Source organism: Streptomyces sp. NPDC032472 (genome assembly GCF_040636955.1).
Lineage (GTDB): Bacteria > Actinomycetota > Actinomycetes > Streptomycetales > Streptomycetaceae > Streptomyces.
This window is the reverse complement of the sequence record NZ_JBEZVK010000016.1, coordinates 56,755-72,724: the sequence shown is the minus strand read 5'-3', so window position 1 is coordinate 72,724 and position 15,970 is coordinate 56,755. Positions and strand designations below refer to the sequence as shown.

The window sequence follows — 15,970 nt, the reverse complement described above, 5'->3', positions numbered from 1 at the left end:
CGGCACCGTTCTGCGTCTCTGTGAGGCCGTTGCCTTCGTCGCCGTCGCCGTCGCCGTCGCCGTCGCCGTCGCCGTCAGTGGCCGCGGCGGACGCGGGCCGCGCGGCGGGCCTCGGCGAGGGCCTTGGCCTCGGCCGTCTTGCGGGACTCCTTGCCCTTGCCGGCCCGGCCCGGGCGGGTTCCCATCCCGCGGAAGCCGAGCTCCGACCCGGAGGGCCGGCCCTTCGCGTCCGTGGGCTCCGCACCGGCCAGCGGCACGCCGGGCGGGGTCTTGGCCCCGGTGATCCGGCTCAGTGCGGCCTCGCCGGAGCGCACCTGGGTGATGGTCGGCCGGATCCGGGCGTCCGACATCAGCCGGACCATGTCCCGCCGCTGGTTCGGCGTGACCAGCGTGACGACCTTCCCCGACTCGCCCGCCCGGGCCGTACGGCCGCCCCGGTGCAGGTAGTCCTTGTGGTCGGCCGGCGGGTCCACGTTCACGACCAGGTCCAGGTCGTCGATGTGGATGCCGCGGGCGGCGACGTTGGTGGCGACGAGGACCGTGACGGCCCCCTCCTTGAAGCGGGCGAGGGTCCGGGTGCGCTGCGGCTGCGACTTGCCGCTGTGCAGCCCCTCCGCCCGTACGCCCATGGCCCGCAGGTGCTTCACGAACTGGTCCACGCCGTGCTTGGTGTCGAGGAACATCAGCACCCGGCCCTCGCGGGCGGCGATCTCGGTCGCCGAGGAGTACTTGTCCGCCGCGTGGATGTGCAGGACGTGGTGGTCCATCGTGGACACCGTCGCCGCCGACGGGTCGACGGAGTGGGAGACCGGGTCCTTCAGGTACGTGCGGACCAGCTGGTCCACGTTGCGGTCCAGGGTGGCCGAGAACAGCATCCGCTGCCCGTCCGCGTGCACCTGGTCCAGGATCTCGGTGACCTGCGGCATGAAGCCCATGTCGCACATCTGGTCGGCTTCGTCGAGCACCGTGATCCGCACCCGGTCGAGGTGCACGTCGCGCCGCCCCACCAGGTCGCTCAGCCGGCCCGGCGTGGCCACGACGACCTCCGCGCCCGTGCGCAGCGCGCTGACCTGCCGGCCGATGGACAGCCCGCCGACCACCGCGGCCATGCGCAGGCCCAGGGCCTGCGCGTACGGGCTCAGGGCCTCGGTGACCTGCTGGGCCAGCTCGCGCGTCGGTACGAGGACCAGGGCCAGCGGCCGCTTCGGATCGGCCTTGCGGCCGGCGGTGCGCGCCAGCAGGGCCAGGCCGAAGGCGAGGGTCTTGCCGGAGCCGGTCCGTCCGCGGCCGAGGATGTCGCGGCCCGCCAGGGAGTTGGGCAGGGTGGCGGCCTGGATGGGGAACGGCTGCGTGACCCCGGACTCCGTCATCGTCCGCAGCAGCTCGGCGGGCAGGCCGAGCTCGGCGAACGTCTCCGCGGCCGGCAGCGCCGCAACCGCCGGCTCGGGCATCGCGAACTCGCCCTGCAGGGCGGTGGCGCGCGGGGCCTTGCCGGCCGTGCGGGTGCCGGCCTTGGCGGCGCCCTTCGGGGCGGCGGCCTTGGCGGCGGGCCTGACGCCGAAACGCCCGTAGGGTGACGGGTTCCTCATGCAGAGCCTTCCGTGGGACACGAAAAGGGAAATTTTACCATCGGGGGTTCGAGCGCCTCCTTGGAGGCGGGCCCCAGCTCCCCGGACCGCAGGCGGGCCAGGTGCGCCCGCGCCTCGGTGGTCGCGCGGTCGAACCAGTCGGCGATGACGGCGACCTCGTCGGGGGTGTACTCGGCGAACACCGCGGCGAGCCGGGAGTAGAACGGCTCGTACACCTCCACCACCCGCTGCGCGGCCGCGGGGTCGGCCACCACGCGGACCCGGCGCCGGTCGGCGGGGTCCGGGCGGCGCTGTGCGTACCCGGCGCGCTCCAGGCGGTTGAGGACGCCGGTGACCGCGCCGGTGGTGAGGCCGGTCAGGGCGGCCAGGTCGCCGGCCGAGAGCGGCTCGTCACCGGCTCCCAGGACGTGGCCCAGGCAGGTCAGGTCCGTGACATTGAGCCCGAGCAGCTGCGCCACCTCCTGCTGGCCGACCAGGCCGAGGGCGACGTAGTGGTCCATACGGGAGATCGCCTCCCCGGCCGTGGCCGGGGGGCGGGCCTTGCCCTGCACGCAAAGACTCCTTAGCATCTAAGTTACTTAGCTCGCGAGATACTTCCTTGATCAGATGTTTATCTCGCGAGGTAAATGTTCCTGCTCCGCCGAGCCTACTTCGGGAGAACCATGAGCGCGCACGGACACGTCGACCTCGGACACACCGTCGCCGGATGGACCGGCACCGCCCTCGCCGTACTCGGCAGCGCCGCCGCAGGCCTCGGCATCTGCCTGTCCTGGGCGCCCGGCATCTGGCTCGGCCTCGGGCTCGTCCTCGTGGCCGGGCTGGCCACCTGGCTGCTGCACCTCGCGGGGTGGGGCAAGCCGAGCGGCCCGCGCCCGGCCGCCGCCTGGGACTGGCGGGTCCGGGACGCGACTGCCCGCACCGGACACGAGAACTGCCTGGGCTGCCGGGCCGGCGGACGGGGCGCCGCAGCCCCTCGGCCCCGCTCCGCCGAGCTGTCGCCCGCCGCGGACGGCGGGGCGTGACGTACGGGAGGGTCACCAGTTCGAGCGGTCCCCGGTTGGCCGCACTCCGGGTGTGGCGTACGGGGCGGATGGGCAGGATCGAGACGGTTGCACCGCACGTGCGGCCCGCGTGGAACGTTGAGTAAGGATCGGCACCGATGGCAACAGGCACCGTGAAGTGGTTCAACTCCGAGAAGGGATTCGGATTCATCACCCAGGACGAGGGCGGCCCCGACGTGTTCGTCCACTTCTCCGCCATCCAGTCGTCCGGCTACCGGTCGCTGGAGGAGAACCAGAGGGTCGAGTACACGGTCACCCAGGGCCCCAAGGGGCCGCAGGCGGATATGGTCGTCCCCCAGTGACGCCGCTTCACGCGACTGCCGTGTGACGCCAGTGGGCCCCGCCGAGGATTCGGGCGGGGCCCACTGCCGTCCCGTGCCGGATGCCCGGCCGGGGGTCAGGCCTCCCGGAGGGTGATGGCGGCGACCGGGCAGGCCCGCACGGCCTCGCGCAGCAGCGGGCTGCCGTGCCCGTCCTCCCGCCCGGGCAGCACCCGGCTGAACCCCTCGTCGTCCTGGGTGAAGACGTCCGGCGCGGTCAGGGCGCACTGGCCCGCGCCGATGCAGAGGGCGGTGTCGACGTCGATGCCGGTGACGGCGCGCTGCGCGGACACGCCGCTCACCAGGCCACGGGCAGTTCGACCATGCCCTGGATGGTGTCGCCCGGTTTGAACGGGATCCGGTCCGGCTCCGCCGCCAGCCGCAGCCCGGGCAGCCGTTCGAACAGCGTGCCGAGGGCGATCTCCATCTCCGCACGCGCCAGGTTCTGCCCCAGGCACTGGTGGATGCCGAAGCCGAAGCCCAGGTGGTGGCGGGCGGGGCGGTGCCAGTCCAGGACGTCCGGCTCCTCGAAGACCGCGTCGTCGCGGTTGATGACGGACGTGGAGAAGATCACCCCGTCGTCCGCCCGCACGGTCACCCCGCCGACCTCGATGTCCTCGGTCGCCACCCGCAGCATGCCGTCCGCGATCGACAGGAAGCGCATCAGCTCCTCCACGGCGGCCGGCAGCAGCGCCGGGTCGGCGCGCAGCTCGGCCAGCTGCTCGGGGTGGCGCAGCAGGGTGAAGGTGCCGAGCGAGATCATGTTCGCCGTGGTCTCGTGCCCCGCGATCAGCAGGATCGCCGCCAGCGACACCAGCTCCTCGACGTCCGTCTCGCCGGTCTCCAGGCGCCGCGCGACCAGCTCGTCGAGCAGTCCCTCGCCCGGCTCTGCCCGCTTGCGCTCGATCAGGTCGGCCAGGTAGCCGTTGATCCGGTCGCGGGCCGTCTCCACGTCGGCGGGGTCCGGGCCGCGCAGCAGTCGCCTCGACTGCTCCTCGAAGAACTCGTGGTCCTCGTAGGGGACTCCGAGCAGCGCGCAGATCACCATCGAGGGCACGGGCAGGGCGAAGGCGCTGACCAGCTCCGCCCGCGGGCCGTTCGCCACCATCTCGTCGATCAGCCGGTCCACGGTCTGCTGGATGCGGGGCCGCAGGGCCGTCGTCCGCTTGAGGGTGAAGCTCGGGATCAGCATCCGCCGCTGCACGTTGTGGACGGGGTCGTCCACGCCCAGCAGGGCGGTGCGGCGCCGTTGCAGGCCCTTGAAGCGTTTGGTGGGGGTGGGGAAGGCCGCGTTGTCGCGGTCGGAGGACAGGCGGCCGTCGGCCAGCAGGGCGCGCGCCTCGGCGTGCCCGGTGACCACCCACACCGAGCGGCCGTCGAAAAGCGTCACGCGGGACAGCGGCCGGCCCGCGCGGAGGGGCTCGTACGCGGCGGGCGGGTGGTAGGGGCAGGTTCGGTCCTGGGGGAAGGCAACGGTTTCTGACATGCAGCACCTCATCGGCATGGTTCCGTGGTTCCGTCTCGCCTGAACCCCATTACATGCCTCAGGCACCTATCTCGCCCATGCCACTTTCGGCCAGACAGCGCACTTTCCCAGCAGTGTCCCAAAGACGCCCGCGGCCGCTCAGAGGTGGGCCTCCAGGAACGCCCGGAGCTCCGCGCGCGTCATCGGGCCCGCCGCGTGGGCCACCGCCTCACCGTCCGCGACGATCACGGCGGTGGGGGCGCCTGTGACGCCGAACCGCCTGGTCGGGCCCGGGCAGCGGGTCATGTCCGTCCGTACGACCGTCAGGCGCGGGCCGAACTCCTCGGCCGCCTCGGCCACGAGCGCGTCCATCGCCCGGCAGGGCTCCAGGGCCTTGGGCCAGGTCCCGATGAAGTAGGCGAGGACCGGCCCCGGGGCCATGCGGAGGATGAAGTCGAACTCCGCGTCCTCCTGCGGGCGGTGGATCCGAAGTGCCATGTGCGGCGGTGCTCCTGTTCCTGGACCTGTTCCCGGTCCTGCCGGCGCCGCTCCCTGCTCCGTCCGCCGGATGCCGTGCGCCGCGGCCCCCATCATCGCGCGGGCCGCCCTGCGCGGGCGGGGCGGCCCCGCTCGCGGTGGTGCGTTGTCAGTGCCGCCTGTGAAGCTGGCGGCATGGACGACAGGATGCTGCGGCGCCGGGTGTACGGCGCCGACCACGACGATCCCGACCCCGGCCCGCGCCCCGGCCACGTTTACGGGGAGCTCGTGGGCGGCCCCCTCGACGGGCTCCTGCTCGACGTCACGGGCTGGAGCGCGCGCCGGCTCGCCGAGGAGGCGGTCCTCCCCACGGAGATAGGCCGTTACGGGGCGGGCGGCCGGGCCCACTACCGCCGCCGGGCGGACGACCCGGGGCACTGGGACTGGGCGGGCGACAGCCGCTGACCGCCGCCGACCGTCACAGCACACCCGTGTGGCCCACGTGCCCGTGTCGCCCGCGTGCCCGTGTCGCTGCACGGTGCGGCCGACCGGCCGGAAAAAATCTCGAAAACAGTCGCCGCGAGGTGTCGATCCCGGCCCTCCCCGATCGACGCACGGGTGAGAGGCGGGGAGAACCCCCGCCCGCACCGACCGAGGAGTCACCATGCCGCGCTACCTGTCGCTGGTCCGCATCGACGAGAACAGCCTCCCCGCCGACACCCCCTTCCCGCCGGGCTTCCAGGAGCGCATGGGCGCCCTCCTGGAGGAGATCACCAAGGCCGGCGTCATGCTGGACACCGCCGGGCTGCTGCCCACCTCCGAGGCCACCCGCGTCACCTGGTCCGGCGGGAAGCTCAGCTACACCGACGGCCCCTTCACCGAGACCAAGGAGGTCATCGGCGGGTACGCCCTGATGCAGGCCAAGGACAAGGCCGAGGCCCTGGAGTGGACCCGGCGGTTCCTGGAGATCCACCCCGAGGAGTGGACGGTCGGCATCGAACTCCGCGAGATCGCCGAAGGCTGACCGGCCCCCGGCCGCCTGTTTGCCCCGCCGCGTCACGGCTGCTCTGATGGGTGGCCGTGACGGCAGCGAGCACGGCCCAGGCGGTCGAAGCGGTGTTCAGGATCGAATCGGCCCGGATCATCGCCGGTGTCGCACGCATCGTCCGCGACGTCGGCATCGCCGAGGAGCTCGCCCAGGACGCCCTGGTCGCCGCACTCGAGCAGTGGCCGCAGTCCGGCGTCCCCGACCGGCCGGGCGCCTGGCTGATGGCCACCGCCAAGCACCGCGCCGTCGACCTCGTCCGCCGCAAGGAGGTCTACGCCCGCAAGCTCGCCGAGGTCGGCCGGACCCTGGAGGACGTGCCCCCGCCCCCCGAGCCGGCCGCCCCCGACGACATCGACGACGACCTGCTGCGGCTGGTCTTCACCGCCTGCCACCCCGTCCTGCCCACCGAAGCGAGGATCGCCCTCACCCTGCGCCTCATGGGCGGGCTGAGCACCCGCGAGATCGCCCGGGCCTTCCTGACCTCCGAGCCGACCGTCGCCCAGCGCATCGTCCGGGCGAAGCGGGCCCTGGCCAAGGCCGGGGTGCCCTTCGAGGTCCCGTACGGGGCCGACCGCGAGGAGCGGCTCGCCTCCGTCCTGGAGGTGATCTACCTGATCTTCAACGAGGGCTACGCGGCGACGGCCGGCGACGACCTGGTGCGCCCCGCGCTGTGCGAGGACGCCCTGCGCCTGGCCCGCGTCCTGGCCGGCCTCATGCCCGGCGAACCCGAGGTGCACGGGCTCGAAGCCCTCCTGGAGTTCCAGGCCTCCCGGACCGCCGCCCGCACCGGCCCCGACGGCGAGCCCGTCCTGCTCGCCGACCAGAACCGGGCCAAGTGGAACCGGCTGCTGATCCGCCGCGGCGTCGAAGCCCTCCGGCGGGCCGGCAGCGGCCCCTACTCCCTCCAGGCCGCGATCGCCGGCTGCCACGCGCAGGCGGTGCGCTACGAGGACACCGACTGGGCGGCCATCGCCACCCTCTACGGGCGCCTGGTCGAACTGACCCCCTCGCCCGTGGTCGAGCTCAACCGGGCGGTCGCCGTCTCCATGTCCGAGGGTCCGGCGGCCGCGCTCCCGCTGGTCGACGCCCTGGCCCGGGAGCCCGCGCTGCGCGCCTACCACCTGCTGCCGAGCGTACGGGGTGACCTGCTGCAGCGGCTCGGCCGACGCGAGGAGGCCCGCGCCGAGTTCGAAAGGGCGGCCTCGCTCACCGCCAACACCCGCGAGCAGGCCCTCCTGCTGCGCCGCGCGGCCGACGCCTGACGCGGGCCCGGCCGGCGAACGGCCCGGCCGCCGACCGCGCCCGGCCCCTCAGGGCCGGCGGGCCACCGCGCCCACCCCGAGCGCCGACCCGACCGGCCCGCGGGGCGCAGCCAGCCCGAGGGGCCGGCCGAACGAGCCGTGCCGGGCGATCTCCCGGACCGTCCGGCGCAGCGCCTCCTGGAAGCCCTCCATGGTGCGGCGCGCCGCGGCGGTGTCCACGTAGATCGAATTCATGTGCAGGCCGTGGGCGTCCCGCTGGAACCAGGAGCAGACGCCGTTGGCGCGCGCCGACCACACGTGCGTCGCGGGCCGCCACTCCTCGTGCCGCCCGGCGCCCGGCACCTTGCGCGTGTCGATGTAAGAGAAGAAGTTCACCGGGTACGGCCACGAGCGGGCGGCGAACTCCTCGGGCGCCAGCAGCTGCCAGGCCCGCACGAACGGCACGTCGATGTGGCGCATCATCTCGCCGAACCCCTCCCGCACCCCGGCCATCACCTGCCCGAAGTCCCGGCCCGGCGAGGCGTCGAACTCGATGGGCATGGTGTTGACGAACCAGCCGACCGAGTCCGCCCAGCCGGCCCGGCCCCGCTCGCTCACCGGCATGAACCCCCGGTAGACGCCGGGTCCGCCGGCCTCGCGCAGGCAGACCGCGACCGCGGCCAGCACGCCCATGAACGGCTTGCCGTCGACCTCCCGGCACGCCTTCTCGAACACCTCGGCCTCGCCGGCGTCCAGCAGCTCGGAGGCCTCGTTGACGATGGGGTACATCCGGCCGGGCGCCACGCCGAGCTCCAGCGGGAAGCGGGGGAAGAACGCGCCGCCGCCGCGCGCGACGAACTCCTTCCAGTAGCCGAGGCGTTCGTCATCGGCGTCGAAGGACAGGTAGCGGCGGCGCTGTTCCTCGGCGAAGTCGAGGTAGGACGGCGCGGTCGCCGCCGCGGGCTCCTCACCGCGCCGCAGCGCCTCGTACGCGCCCTGTACGTCCTGCACCACGACCGGCATCGACAGGCCGTCGCAGACGATGTGGTCGAAGGCCAGGTAGACGGTCGCGGAGTCCTCGCGCAGCACGGCGCCCATCGTGAACAGCGGCCAGGACAGCGTGTCGATGCTGCGCTTGAACCGCTCCGACAGATACCCGACCAGCTCCCGGTTCGAGTCGAAGGAGGCCACGGGCACGGCGTCCAGGGCCAGTTCGCCGGGGGCGATGGGCTCGCACGCCAGCTCCCCGGCCAGCCGCCGGAAAGTGCACCGCAGCACCTCGTGGCGCCGTACGAACACCAGCAGCGCCCCGGCCAGGGCCCCTTCGTCCAACGCCCCCTCGACCTCGAAGGTCACGGCCACCCAGGACGCGACCGGGTCGTCGGCCCCGCGGCTCTCCTCGGCGACGGTGAAGTGCTTGTCCTGGTTGAACGAAGCCCACCTGCCCCCGGCGACCGGCTCCGGCCCCGCGGTGGACCGGAGCCGCCACTCGACGACCCGGCCGGGTGCCATGCCGTGCATCTCCACAGGAAACTGCCGCATCAACGCCATCCCTTCGCCCCCAAGCCAACCCCGAGGCCCTAACGACACCCGGGCTGCGGAAGTGACGCCGGGCCGGTGGCCCGGGGGATCAGACCTCGGCGCTGTCGGGTCGGACCTCGATGCGGTCGGCGGCCAGATCGACGGCCACGCGGTGCTCCATGCCCAGGGCCTCCAGGAACTTCCGGGGCAGCTGCACGCGGCCGGTGCGGTCCAGCATCACGTACTCGCGCTCGCTCACCGACTCCGCGCCGTGCTCGTCGGTGACGGTGCGGCGCAGGACCTCGCTGCTGGTGCGGCCGTCGCGGATCGCGACCGTGCGGCGCACCTCGCCCGCGACGAGCGGGTCGTGCGTGACGATGACCACGGTGGCGCCGAGTTCCCGGTTCACGGTGCGGAACGCCTCGAAGATCGCGGCGCCGGTGTCGGAGTCGAGCTCGCCAGTGGGCTCGTCGGCCAGCAGCACCGCCGGATTGTTCGCCATGGCCACCGCGATCGCGACCCGCTGCTGCTGGCCGCCGGACAGCTCGGCGGGCCGGCGGCCCGCCAGATCGGCGATGTCCAGGGCCTCCAGAAGCTCGGCGACCCGGGCCGCGCGCCCGGCCCGGCCCGCGGGGGAGCGGCCGGCGGCGGAGCCGCCCGCAGTGCGGGAGCGGCCCCGCAACTGCATGGGCAGCGCGATGTTCTGGGCGGCCGTCAGGAACGGCAGCAGGTTGCGGGCGGTCTGCTGCCAGACGAAGCCCACCGCCTCACGCCGGTAGCGCAGCCGGTCCTTCGCGGACATCTCCAGCAGGTCGTACCCGTCGACAGTGGCCGTGCCGGCGGTCGGCACGTCCAGCCCCGCCAGGATGTTCAGGAGCGTCGACTTGCCGCTGCCGGAGGCGCCGACCAGCGCCACCAGATCGCCCCGGGACACGGTCAGTTCCAGCCCCTGCAGGGCCTGCACCTCGACCCCGTCGGTGCTGAAGATCCGCACCAGCCGGTCGCAGGCGATCGCTGTGCCCGCCTCGGGGCCGCGGGGCGCGGAGGCCGCCAGGGCCTGCCGGCGTAGCTCTTCGTAGGTCGGCTGCTCGGTGTTCAACGCTGGTCTCCCGCTCTCAACTCGGTGGTGATCTGGCGCCGCCCGGACACCGCCGCCTCGGCGCATACGGCCACGGCGACCAGCCCGGCCAGCCCGAGCGCCTGGGTCAGCACGGGCCCCGCGGCCGCCCGGACCCCGGTCGGCACGGTCGAGCCGACCAGGGTGGACAGGTCCACGGCAGGCCCGAGCAGGGCCACGGCCGCCGCGGCCACGGCGGCCCCGCCCAGGGTGGCGGCCACGGCCTGCGGGAGCGCCTCCACCAGGACCAGCTGGACCCCCTGCCGGGGGCGCAGGCCCATCGTGCGCAGCCGGGCCAGGACCGCGGCCCGTTCGGGAGCGGCCCGCACCAGGGTCAGCAGGACCGCCAGCAGGGCGAAGCCCGCCGCGCCGGCCAGCGACGCCCAGAACAGCCGGCCCGCAGACCGCTGGAGCGGGTCGGCGGCCAGCTCCGCGGCGACCCGGGTGCTGGTGGCGACCTGGAACTTCCCGGCCTGTCCGGCGGGCTCGGCGGCCCGGACGATCTCCCGCAGCCGCCCCTCGTCGACGGCGCCGGTGGCGAACCAACGCTCGGGGCGGGCGGTGCGGGGCAGCGCGGCCGTCGCCGGACCCGCGGGCAGGACCACCACCGCCCCGCCGGTGCCCGGCCGGGCAGGGGTGGCGTCCACCACGGCGACGCCCTTCACCTTCACCTCGCCGCCCCCGTCGGGGCGCAGCAGGAGCGGCTGCCCGTCGAGCGGGGCCATCCGGGCGAGGGAGCCGCCGAACAGGGCGGGCACGGGGGCGTCGGGGGAGCCGGTGGTGCCGGGGGTGAGGAGGGCCGGGTCGAACCGGCCGCGGCCCGCTGTCCGGGCCAGTTCCGCGTACGCGACCGGCTCGGCGACGATCACCGTCACCTGGGTGGAGCCCTCGGCCGTGCCGAACACGAACGCCTGGTCGTCGCTCCACACGCTGACGGAGGTCCGCACGCCGGGCAGCGCGGCGGCGGCCCGCGCCATCGCCTCGGGCACGGAGGAGTTCTGCGGTGCGGTGATCTGCACGTCGCCGCCGACCGTCTGCCGGGCCACCCGGATCCGGGCGGTGTCCACTGCGCCGAGCACGGTGGCGCCGAAGCTCCCGGTGATCACGGCCAGCAGCAGGGCCACCAGCGGCAGCGCCGACGGACGGGCCGCGCCCGCGGTGCCGCGCGCGGCACGGGCCAGGCCGACGAAGCCGATCAGGCCCCGCCGCCGGCCGGCCGCCCGGGCGGCCAGCCCGACCGCGTACGGCTGGAGCCGCGCCAGCAGCAGTCCGCCGGAGAGCGCGAGCAGCAGGGGCGCCGCCACCAGCAGCGGGTCGGGGCCCTGCCCGGCCGGGGCCACCCCGTGCCGCCGGACCTCGAAGACGGCCGCGGCGGTGGCGGCGAACACCAGAAGTTCGGCGACCAGGCGCCGCCGCGGCGCCGGCCCGCGCCGCGGTGAGAGCAGCACGGCGGCCCGGACGGGGAAGGCCAGCAGCGCCAGCAGGGCCACGGCCACCGCGGCGAGCAGCGTGCCCGACCACCGCGGGGTCGGCAGCAGCGCCACGGCCAGGGCGGTCGCCGCGGCCGCGGCCGGCAGCACGGTGACCGCGCCCTCGCCGAGGAGCCGGCCGACGATCCCGGCAGGCGAGCCGCCGCGGGCGAGCAGCAGCTGCAGCTCGGCCCGGCGCCGGTCGGCGGTGAGGGCGCCGGCCAGGCAGAACACCACGACCGCCACCCCGGCGACGCCGACCGGTCCGACTGCGGCGAGCGGCGCGGCGGCCTGCTGCCGGGCCTGCGCCTCGGCGAACAGCTGGGGCAGCCGGGAGGTGACGCGCAGATCGGGGCGCCCCGTGACGCGTATCAGCTCGGAGGCGACCGGTCCGGCCACGAGGGAGGCGACCTCCCGGCGCAGCGCGGGCAGCCGGTCGGCGCGCAGTGGGCCGGTGTCCAGCGGGAGGCGCCAGAAGTCCTGGGCGCCCTGGCCCCAGGGGGCGAGGCGGTCGAGGGCGTCCGGACCGACGAGGGCGGCGGTCACCCAGTACTGCCGTGGCGGAGCGGTGTTGGTGTAGTTGGCGCAGGCATGGGTGAGGCAGGGCAGTTCCGTCCAGAACGGGTCGTCCTCGGAGTGGGCGGCGTACAGGCCGACCACCTCGGCCCGGAGCGGGTTCCCGGACAGGTCGGGGCTGCCCTCCAGCACCATGCCGACCCGGACGCCGAGGGTCCCGGCCGCCTGCTGCGACAACGCGACCGGCACCGGCGCTCCCTCGGGGGTGCGGCCGCCCGGCCAGCGCCCCTCGACCAGCCGCACGTGCTCCTCGGCCCGGCGCAGGTGGAGCAGGCCGAGCACGGGCGGGATGCCTTCGGGGCGGGCCAGGCCGGGGTTCTCCAGGGCGCGCGGTTTGACACCTTGGGAGCCGTGCACCGGTCCGGTCGGGGCGACGTTGAAGACCGGGCCGGTACGGGCGGTGATGTCGGCCAGGGTCGCGTCGAGTGCCTCGGCGGTCGGCGGGCCGGAGCGCTGGTAGGAGGTGGCGAGCAGGCTCGTCGGACCGGGCCCGCGCTCGTGCAGGTACGAGCGCAGCGCGCCGTCGGCGCCCCGGTCCAGGGCGCGCGGGAGCGCGGCCGCGAGGAACACGGCCGTGAAGGCGAGGGCGGCGGCGAGCAGGGCGCTCAGCGGGGCCGAGCGCAGCCGCGTCCGCACCCAGGGCGCCGGGCGCGTCGTCACGCCGTCCGCTCGGACGGCGGCGGCGCCGGATCCGGTGCTCTCCTCGTTCCGCCCGCCGCCCGGACGGGTCTGCAGGCCGGTCACATCTCCTCCACGTTTCGCAGCCGGGCCGCCACGTTCCTGCCCCCGCCTCCGGCACGGGCGCCCAGGACCGCCGACAGCAGCGGCACCGCGGCGACGGCCAGGGCGGTCGCCAGTGTCGCGCCGGCCGGCAGGTCGACCAGCACCTCGGGCACCGGGCGGCGGGCGGCCGGCGTCAGCACCACCATCGGCACCACCAGATGGACGACGAGGGCGCCCAGGGCCAGCCCCACCGCGCTGCCGAGCCCCACCAGCAGGCAGCCCTCGGCGGCGGCCGTCCGGGCCAGGGAACGCCGGGGCGCGCCCAGGGCCAGCAGGACGGCGGACTCCCGGGCCCGGTCCCGGCCGGCGGCCGCCGCGGACGCTGCGAACCCGATCGCGGCCAGCACCGCACAGGCCACTGCGAGCGCCGCCAGCGCGGCCTGCGGGCCGGCGCTCAGCGGATCCCGGAGCAGCCCGGCCGCCACCTCCTCCCGCAGCTGCACCTGCTGCGCCCCGGCGCGGGAGCGCAGTTCGGCCGCGGCGCGGGCGGGGGCGGGGTCCTCGGCGGAGGCGGCCGGCAGCCACCACTCGGCAGGGGCGGGCAGTTCGCGCGCACCGGAGGCGCCCAACAGCCGTCCCGCGGCGCCCAGGTCGACCGCGAGAGCGGTGTCGCCGGCCACGGGCAGGGATCCGACCGCCGCACCGATCCGCACGGGCACGTCCACACCGCCCAGCCGTACGCGGATCAGGTCGCCCACGGCCGCGCCGACACCGGCGAGGTAGCCGCGGGTGGCGACCCCGGGCACCTCCGTCACGGGCCGCGCCCCGGGCGGTGCGAGCGTCAGCTGCGCACCGCCGGCGGCGTCGCCGCCGCCCCGGTAGCGCAGCCGCAGCAGCTCCGAGCCGTCCTGCGGGCCGGGCAGCAGCTCGCCGGCGGCGGCCCCGCCGGGCAGCTCGGGGGCGGACAGCGTCCACCCGGAGCCGGAGCCGGAACCCGCCGCGGGGGCCGGTACCGGGACGGTGGCGGCCGCGCCGTCCGGGCTGTCGGACACCGCGAGGCGGCGCAGCGCCAACTCGCCCCCGACGACGGGACCCTCGCCCATCCCGTAGCCCGTACGGTCGCCCGCGGGGAGGTAGCTGACCACGATCCCGGTGACGCTCAGCGGCGCGGCGGGGGATCCGAGCGGGGCCCCGGAGAGGGAGCCGAGGTCCACCGACACGGTGGTGTCGCCCCCGGCGCGCAGCTGGGCCATCGGGGTCCGGTAGGTCAGCCCGAACCGGTCGCGCAGCATCAGCCCGAGCCCCGGGTTGCCGCTGTCCGAGGGCACCCGCAGCGATACGTCGAGGTCGATCCGCCGCGGCTGTCCGGGCAGCGCGATGCCGTCGGCCCCGGGGGCCGCGGCGCCGGCCGGCGGCGCGAACACCTCGCGCATGGGCCGCCCGTCGCGCAGGTCGGCCCGCAGCGGGACCCGCTCGGCCGCGGCGGCGTCCAGCGCGAGGAGCTGGGCGGCCCGGCCGCCGGGCAGCTCCTGGGCGGCGCGGATCACGGGGAACACCCGGTCGCCGCCGGGCAGGGCCGCGTACCGGCCGCCCTGGCCCATCGGGGCGAGGTCGCTGCCGGTGATCCGCAGGCCGCCCGCGGTGGCGAAGTCGGCCTGGTCGCGCTGGGAGGAGGCCCAGGCGGTGTGCTGGCCGAGGGCCAGGACCCCGCTGGAGACGGCGAGGACGAGCAGCAGGACGGGCCCGGTGGCCCGCCCGGGCCGGCGGGCGAGCTGCCAGCCGACGAGGGCCGGGCCGAGGCCGCGCCCCCGTGCCGCGATCCGCCCGCCCAGGCGGGCGGCGAGCGGCAGCAGCCGCAGCACGAGCACGGTCCCGGCGCACAGGGCCAGCGTCGGTGCGGCCACCAGGACCGGGTCCACGCCGAGCCGGCCGCCGGCGGGAGCGCCGCCTTTGTAGCGGGAGAGCTGCTGGTGGGCGAGGACGGCGAGGGCGAGCAGCGCCAGGTCCGCCCCGGAGCGGGCGGCACCGGCGACGAGCGTCTGACGGCTCCCGGTGCGGCGCAGCGCGGCGGCCGCGGCCCCGCGCAGCACGGAGGGCAGGGTGGTCAGCAGGACGCAGGCCAGTGCGCAGGCGGCCGCGGCCGGCCAGAGCAGCCGGATTCCGCCGGTGTCGAGGGGGATCCCGGCCGCCGGGCCGACCGCGCCGAGCAGCCGCAGCAGCGGCGGGGCCAGCAGCGGGGCGATTACGGCGGCGGGCAGCGCGAGCAGCGCCGATTCGGCGAGGCCGAGGACGCCGATCCGGGCCCGGGAGGCACCGCGGGCGGTGAGCAGGACCCGCTCGCCTTCCTGACGGTCCGTCAGCAGGTGTGCGACGAGCAGGAGGGCCGCCGCGGCGAGCACGGCCAGCTGGAGCGCCCCGATCAGCACCGCGGAGCGTGCCACCAGCCGGGCCGACTCCAACTCGCCGAGGAGCGTGTCCAGTTCGGTCTGGGCCTTGAGGCCCGCCGTGCGCTTCAGCCGGTCGGCGGTGTCCGCCGTGCCGGCTCGCAGGGCCTCCGCTTCGGTGCCGCGGACGTCCGCGAGGTCGGGTGTGAGCAGCCAGGCGCGGCTGTTCTGGGCGAGTCCGCCCGCGGTGAAGGCGCTGTCGTCGACGAGGAGCGGGCCGTAGGTGGTGAAACTGCCGACCTGGACCTCGCGTCCGCCGAGCGGGTCGAGCCGCCAGTACGGGGAGCGCGGGTCGGCTGCCCGGTACACGCCGGTCACCCGCACGGTCAGCGGGGGGCCGCCGTAGCGGTCGTCCAGGGTCACGTCGGCGGGCAGCGCGTTCGCGTCTGCACCGAGCGGGGCCAGGGCCTCCTGGGGTACGGCCACGGGGACCGGGCTGCCGGGCGCGGCGACGGGGTCCGGCCACCGGCCGGCCAGGAGGGTGGTCCGGCCCCGGTCCAGGGAGGCGAGCAGCGTCAGTGCCGCTTCCGCGGCCCGGGTGTGCGTCCGCGGGAGTCCGTACGGGCGGCTGCGGGACGCGCTCTCGACACCGGCCGGCAGCCGGTCGCCGAACAGGTCCTTGCCGAAGGTGCGTACGGCGTCGTCGTCACGGCCGCGCGCGGATGCCGGGTGGTCGCCGGTGACCAGCACGGTGGTGCGGGCGCGGTCCGGTCCGGTCAGGGCCTGGCGTAACCCCGCCTCACCGACGCCGCGGGTGAACGCGAGCAGTGCGGTCAGCACCGTGGTGGTGATCAGTACGGTCAGCAGCACGGCGGCGGCGAGCGGCAGTCGCCCGCGCAGCCGGCGCACGACGAAGCCGAGCATGTGCCGTTGTTCCTCCCCCGTTCCGGACCACTGGTCCCGGATATCGGACGATGCT

Annotated in this window: 14 protein-coding genes; 5 read left to right on the top strand and 9 right to left on the bottom strand. The window is 75.6% G+C overall.

The annotated features are described in order from the left end of the window. Positions 1-74: 74 nt before the first annotated feature. Positions 75-1,451 carry a DEAD/DEAH box helicase gene (locus tag AB0F11_RS13160; RefSeq protein WP_362171920.1) on the bottom strand — a complete coding sequence of 459 codons (1,377 nt, stop codon included), beginning with the start codon at positions 1,449-1,451 and terminating at the stop codon, positions 75-77. A 134-nt stretch (positions 1,452-1,585) separates the two neighbouring features. Beyond that, complete coding sequence (locus AB0F11_RS13155; RefSeq protein WP_362171743.1) at positions 1,586-2,140, bottom strand: MarR family transcriptional regulator; 555 nt, start codon at positions 2,138-2,140, stop codon at positions 1,586-1,588. A 111-nt stretch (positions 2,141-2,251) separates the two neighbouring features. Here AB0F11_RS13155 and AB0F11_RS13150 point away from each other — a divergent pair, with 111 nt between their 5' ends. Both AB0F11_RS13150 and AB0F11_RS13145 read left to right on the top strand, forming a co-directional pair. After that, positions 2,252-2,611 carry an HGxxPAAW family protein gene (locus AB0F11_RS13150; RefSeq protein ID WP_362171741.1) on the top strand — a complete coding sequence of 120 codons (360 nt, stop codon included), beginning with the start codon at positions 2,252-2,254 and terminating at the stop codon, positions 2,609-2,611. A 137-nt stretch (positions 2,612-2,748) separates the two neighbouring features. Next, positions 2,749-2,952: a cold-shock protein gene (locus tag AB0F11_RS13145; protein ID WP_362171738.1), complete on the top strand. Its 204-nt coding sequence runs from the start codon at positions 2,749-2,751 to the stop codon at positions 2,950-2,952. Between the two features lie 95 nt (positions 2,953-3,047). Here AB0F11_RS13145 and AB0F11_RS13140 read toward each other — a convergent pair whose 3' ends face one another. From AB0F11_RS13140 to AB0F11_RS13130, 3 genes are all read right to left on the bottom strand, one after another. Further along, complete coding sequence (locus AB0F11_RS13140) at positions 3,048-3,263, bottom strand: ferredoxin (protein ID WP_362171735.1); 216 nt, start codon at positions 3,261-3,263, stop codon at positions 3,048-3,050. A gap of 5 nt (positions 3,264-3,268) precedes the next feature. Next, a complete protein-coding gene (locus AB0F11_RS13135; protein ID WP_362171732.1) occupies positions 3,269-4,456 on the bottom strand; it encodes a cytochrome P450 in 1,188 nt (395 codons plus the stop codon). Between the two features lie 138 nt (positions 4,457-4,594). Next, a complete protein-coding gene (locus tag AB0F11_RS13130; protein ID WP_362171729.1) occupies positions 4,595-4,933 on the bottom strand; it encodes a thioredoxin domain-containing protein in 339 nt (112 codons plus the stop codon). Between the two features lie 174 nt (positions 4,934-5,107). On the opposite strand from AB0F11_RS13130, the gene AB0F11_RS13125 reads away from it, so the two are divergent. The 3 genes from AB0F11_RS13125 (at position 5,108) to AB0F11_RS13115 (ending at position 7,222) form a co-directional block, all read left to right on the top strand. Beyond that, on the top strand, positions 5,108-5,377 hold the full coding sequence (locus AB0F11_RS13125) for a hypothetical protein (RefSeq protein WP_362171726.1): 270 nt from the start codon (positions 5,108-5,110) through the stop codon (positions 5,375-5,377). A gap of 199 nt (positions 5,378-5,576) precedes the next feature. Beyond that, complete coding sequence (locus AB0F11_RS13120; RefSeq protein WP_361910204.1) at positions 5,577-5,936, top strand: YciI family protein; 360 nt, start codon at positions 5,577-5,579, stop codon at positions 5,934-5,936. Positions 5,937-5,992: 56 nt separating this feature from the next. Further along, positions 5,993-7,222: an RNA polymerase sigma factor gene (locus tag AB0F11_RS13115; RefSeq protein ID WP_362171723.1), complete on the top strand. Its 1,230-nt coding sequence runs from the start codon at positions 5,993-5,995 to the stop codon at positions 7,220-7,222. 48 nt (positions 7,223-7,270) lie between these two features. On the opposite strand, the gene AB0F11_RS13110 is transcribed toward AB0F11_RS13115, so the two are convergent. From AB0F11_RS13110 to AB0F11_RS13095, 4 genes are all read right to left on the bottom strand, one after another. Next, a complete protein-coding gene (locus AB0F11_RS13110; RefSeq protein ID WP_362171720.1) occupies positions 7,271-8,743 on the bottom strand; it encodes a condensation domain-containing protein in 1,473 nt (490 codons plus the stop codon). 88 nt (positions 8,744-8,831) lie between these two features. Continuing rightward, entirely contained in the window at positions 8,832-9,776 is a 945-nt protein-coding gene (locus tag AB0F11_RS13105; RefSeq protein WP_362171917.1) for an ABC transporter ATP-binding protein, read from the bottom strand. 41 nt (positions 9,777-9,817) lie between these two features. Further along, positions 9,818-12,628: a hypothetical protein gene (locus tag AB0F11_RS13100; protein ID WP_362171718.1), complete on the bottom strand. Its 2,811-nt coding sequence runs from the start codon at positions 12,626-12,628 to the stop codon at positions 9,818-9,820. Further along, positions 12,625-15,915 (bottom strand): FtsX-like permease family protein, encoded by a 3,291-nt coding sequence (locus AB0F11_RS13095; RefSeq protein WP_362171715.1) that lies wholly within the window; start codon positions 15,913-15,915, stop codon positions 12,625-12,627. Before AB0F11_RS13095 ends, AB0F11_RS13100 begins: the two co-directional genes overlap by 4 nt. Between the last annotated feature and the right edge of the window lie 55 nt (positions 15,916-15,970).

Excerpts from the sequence above, each read along its gene's own strand:
- AB0F11_RS13120 (WP_361910204.1), top strand. The coding sequence starts at position 5,577 with ATGCCGCGCTACCTGTCGCTGGTCCGCATCGACGAGAACAGCCTCCCC.
- AB0F11_RS13150 (WP_362171741.1), top strand. The coding sequence starts at position 2,252 with ATGAGCGCGCACGGACACGTCGACCTCGGACACACCGTCGCCGGATGG.
- AB0F11_RS13160 (WP_362171920.1), bottom strand. The coding sequence starts at position 1,451 with ATGCCCGAGCCGGCGGTTGCGGCGCTGCCGGCCGCGGAGACGTTCGCC.
- AB0F11_RS13095 (WP_362171715.1), bottom strand. The coding sequence starts at position 15,915 with ATGCTCGGCTTCGTCGTGCGCCGGCTGCGCGGGCGACTGCCGCTCGCC.
- AB0F11_RS13125 (WP_362171726.1), top strand. The coding sequence starts at position 5,108 with ATGGACGACAGGATGCTGCGGCGCCGGGTGTACGGCGCCGACCACGAC.
- AB0F11_RS13130 (WP_362171729.1), bottom strand. The coding sequence starts at position 4,933 with ATGGCACTTCGGATCCACCGCCCGCAGGAGGACGCGGAGTTCGACTTC.
- AB0F11_RS13145 (WP_362171738.1), top strand. The coding sequence starts at position 2,749 with ATGGCAACAGGCACCGTGAAGTGGTTCAACTCCGAGAAGGGATTCGGA.
- AB0F11_RS13110 (WP_362171720.1), bottom strand. The coding sequence starts at position 8,743 with ATGCGGCAGTTTCCTGTGGAGATGCACGGCATGGCACCCGGCCGGGTC.
- AB0F11_RS13135 (WP_362171732.1), bottom strand. The coding sequence starts at position 4,456 with ATGTCAGAAACCGTTGCCTTCCCCCAGGACCGAACCTGCCCCTACCAC.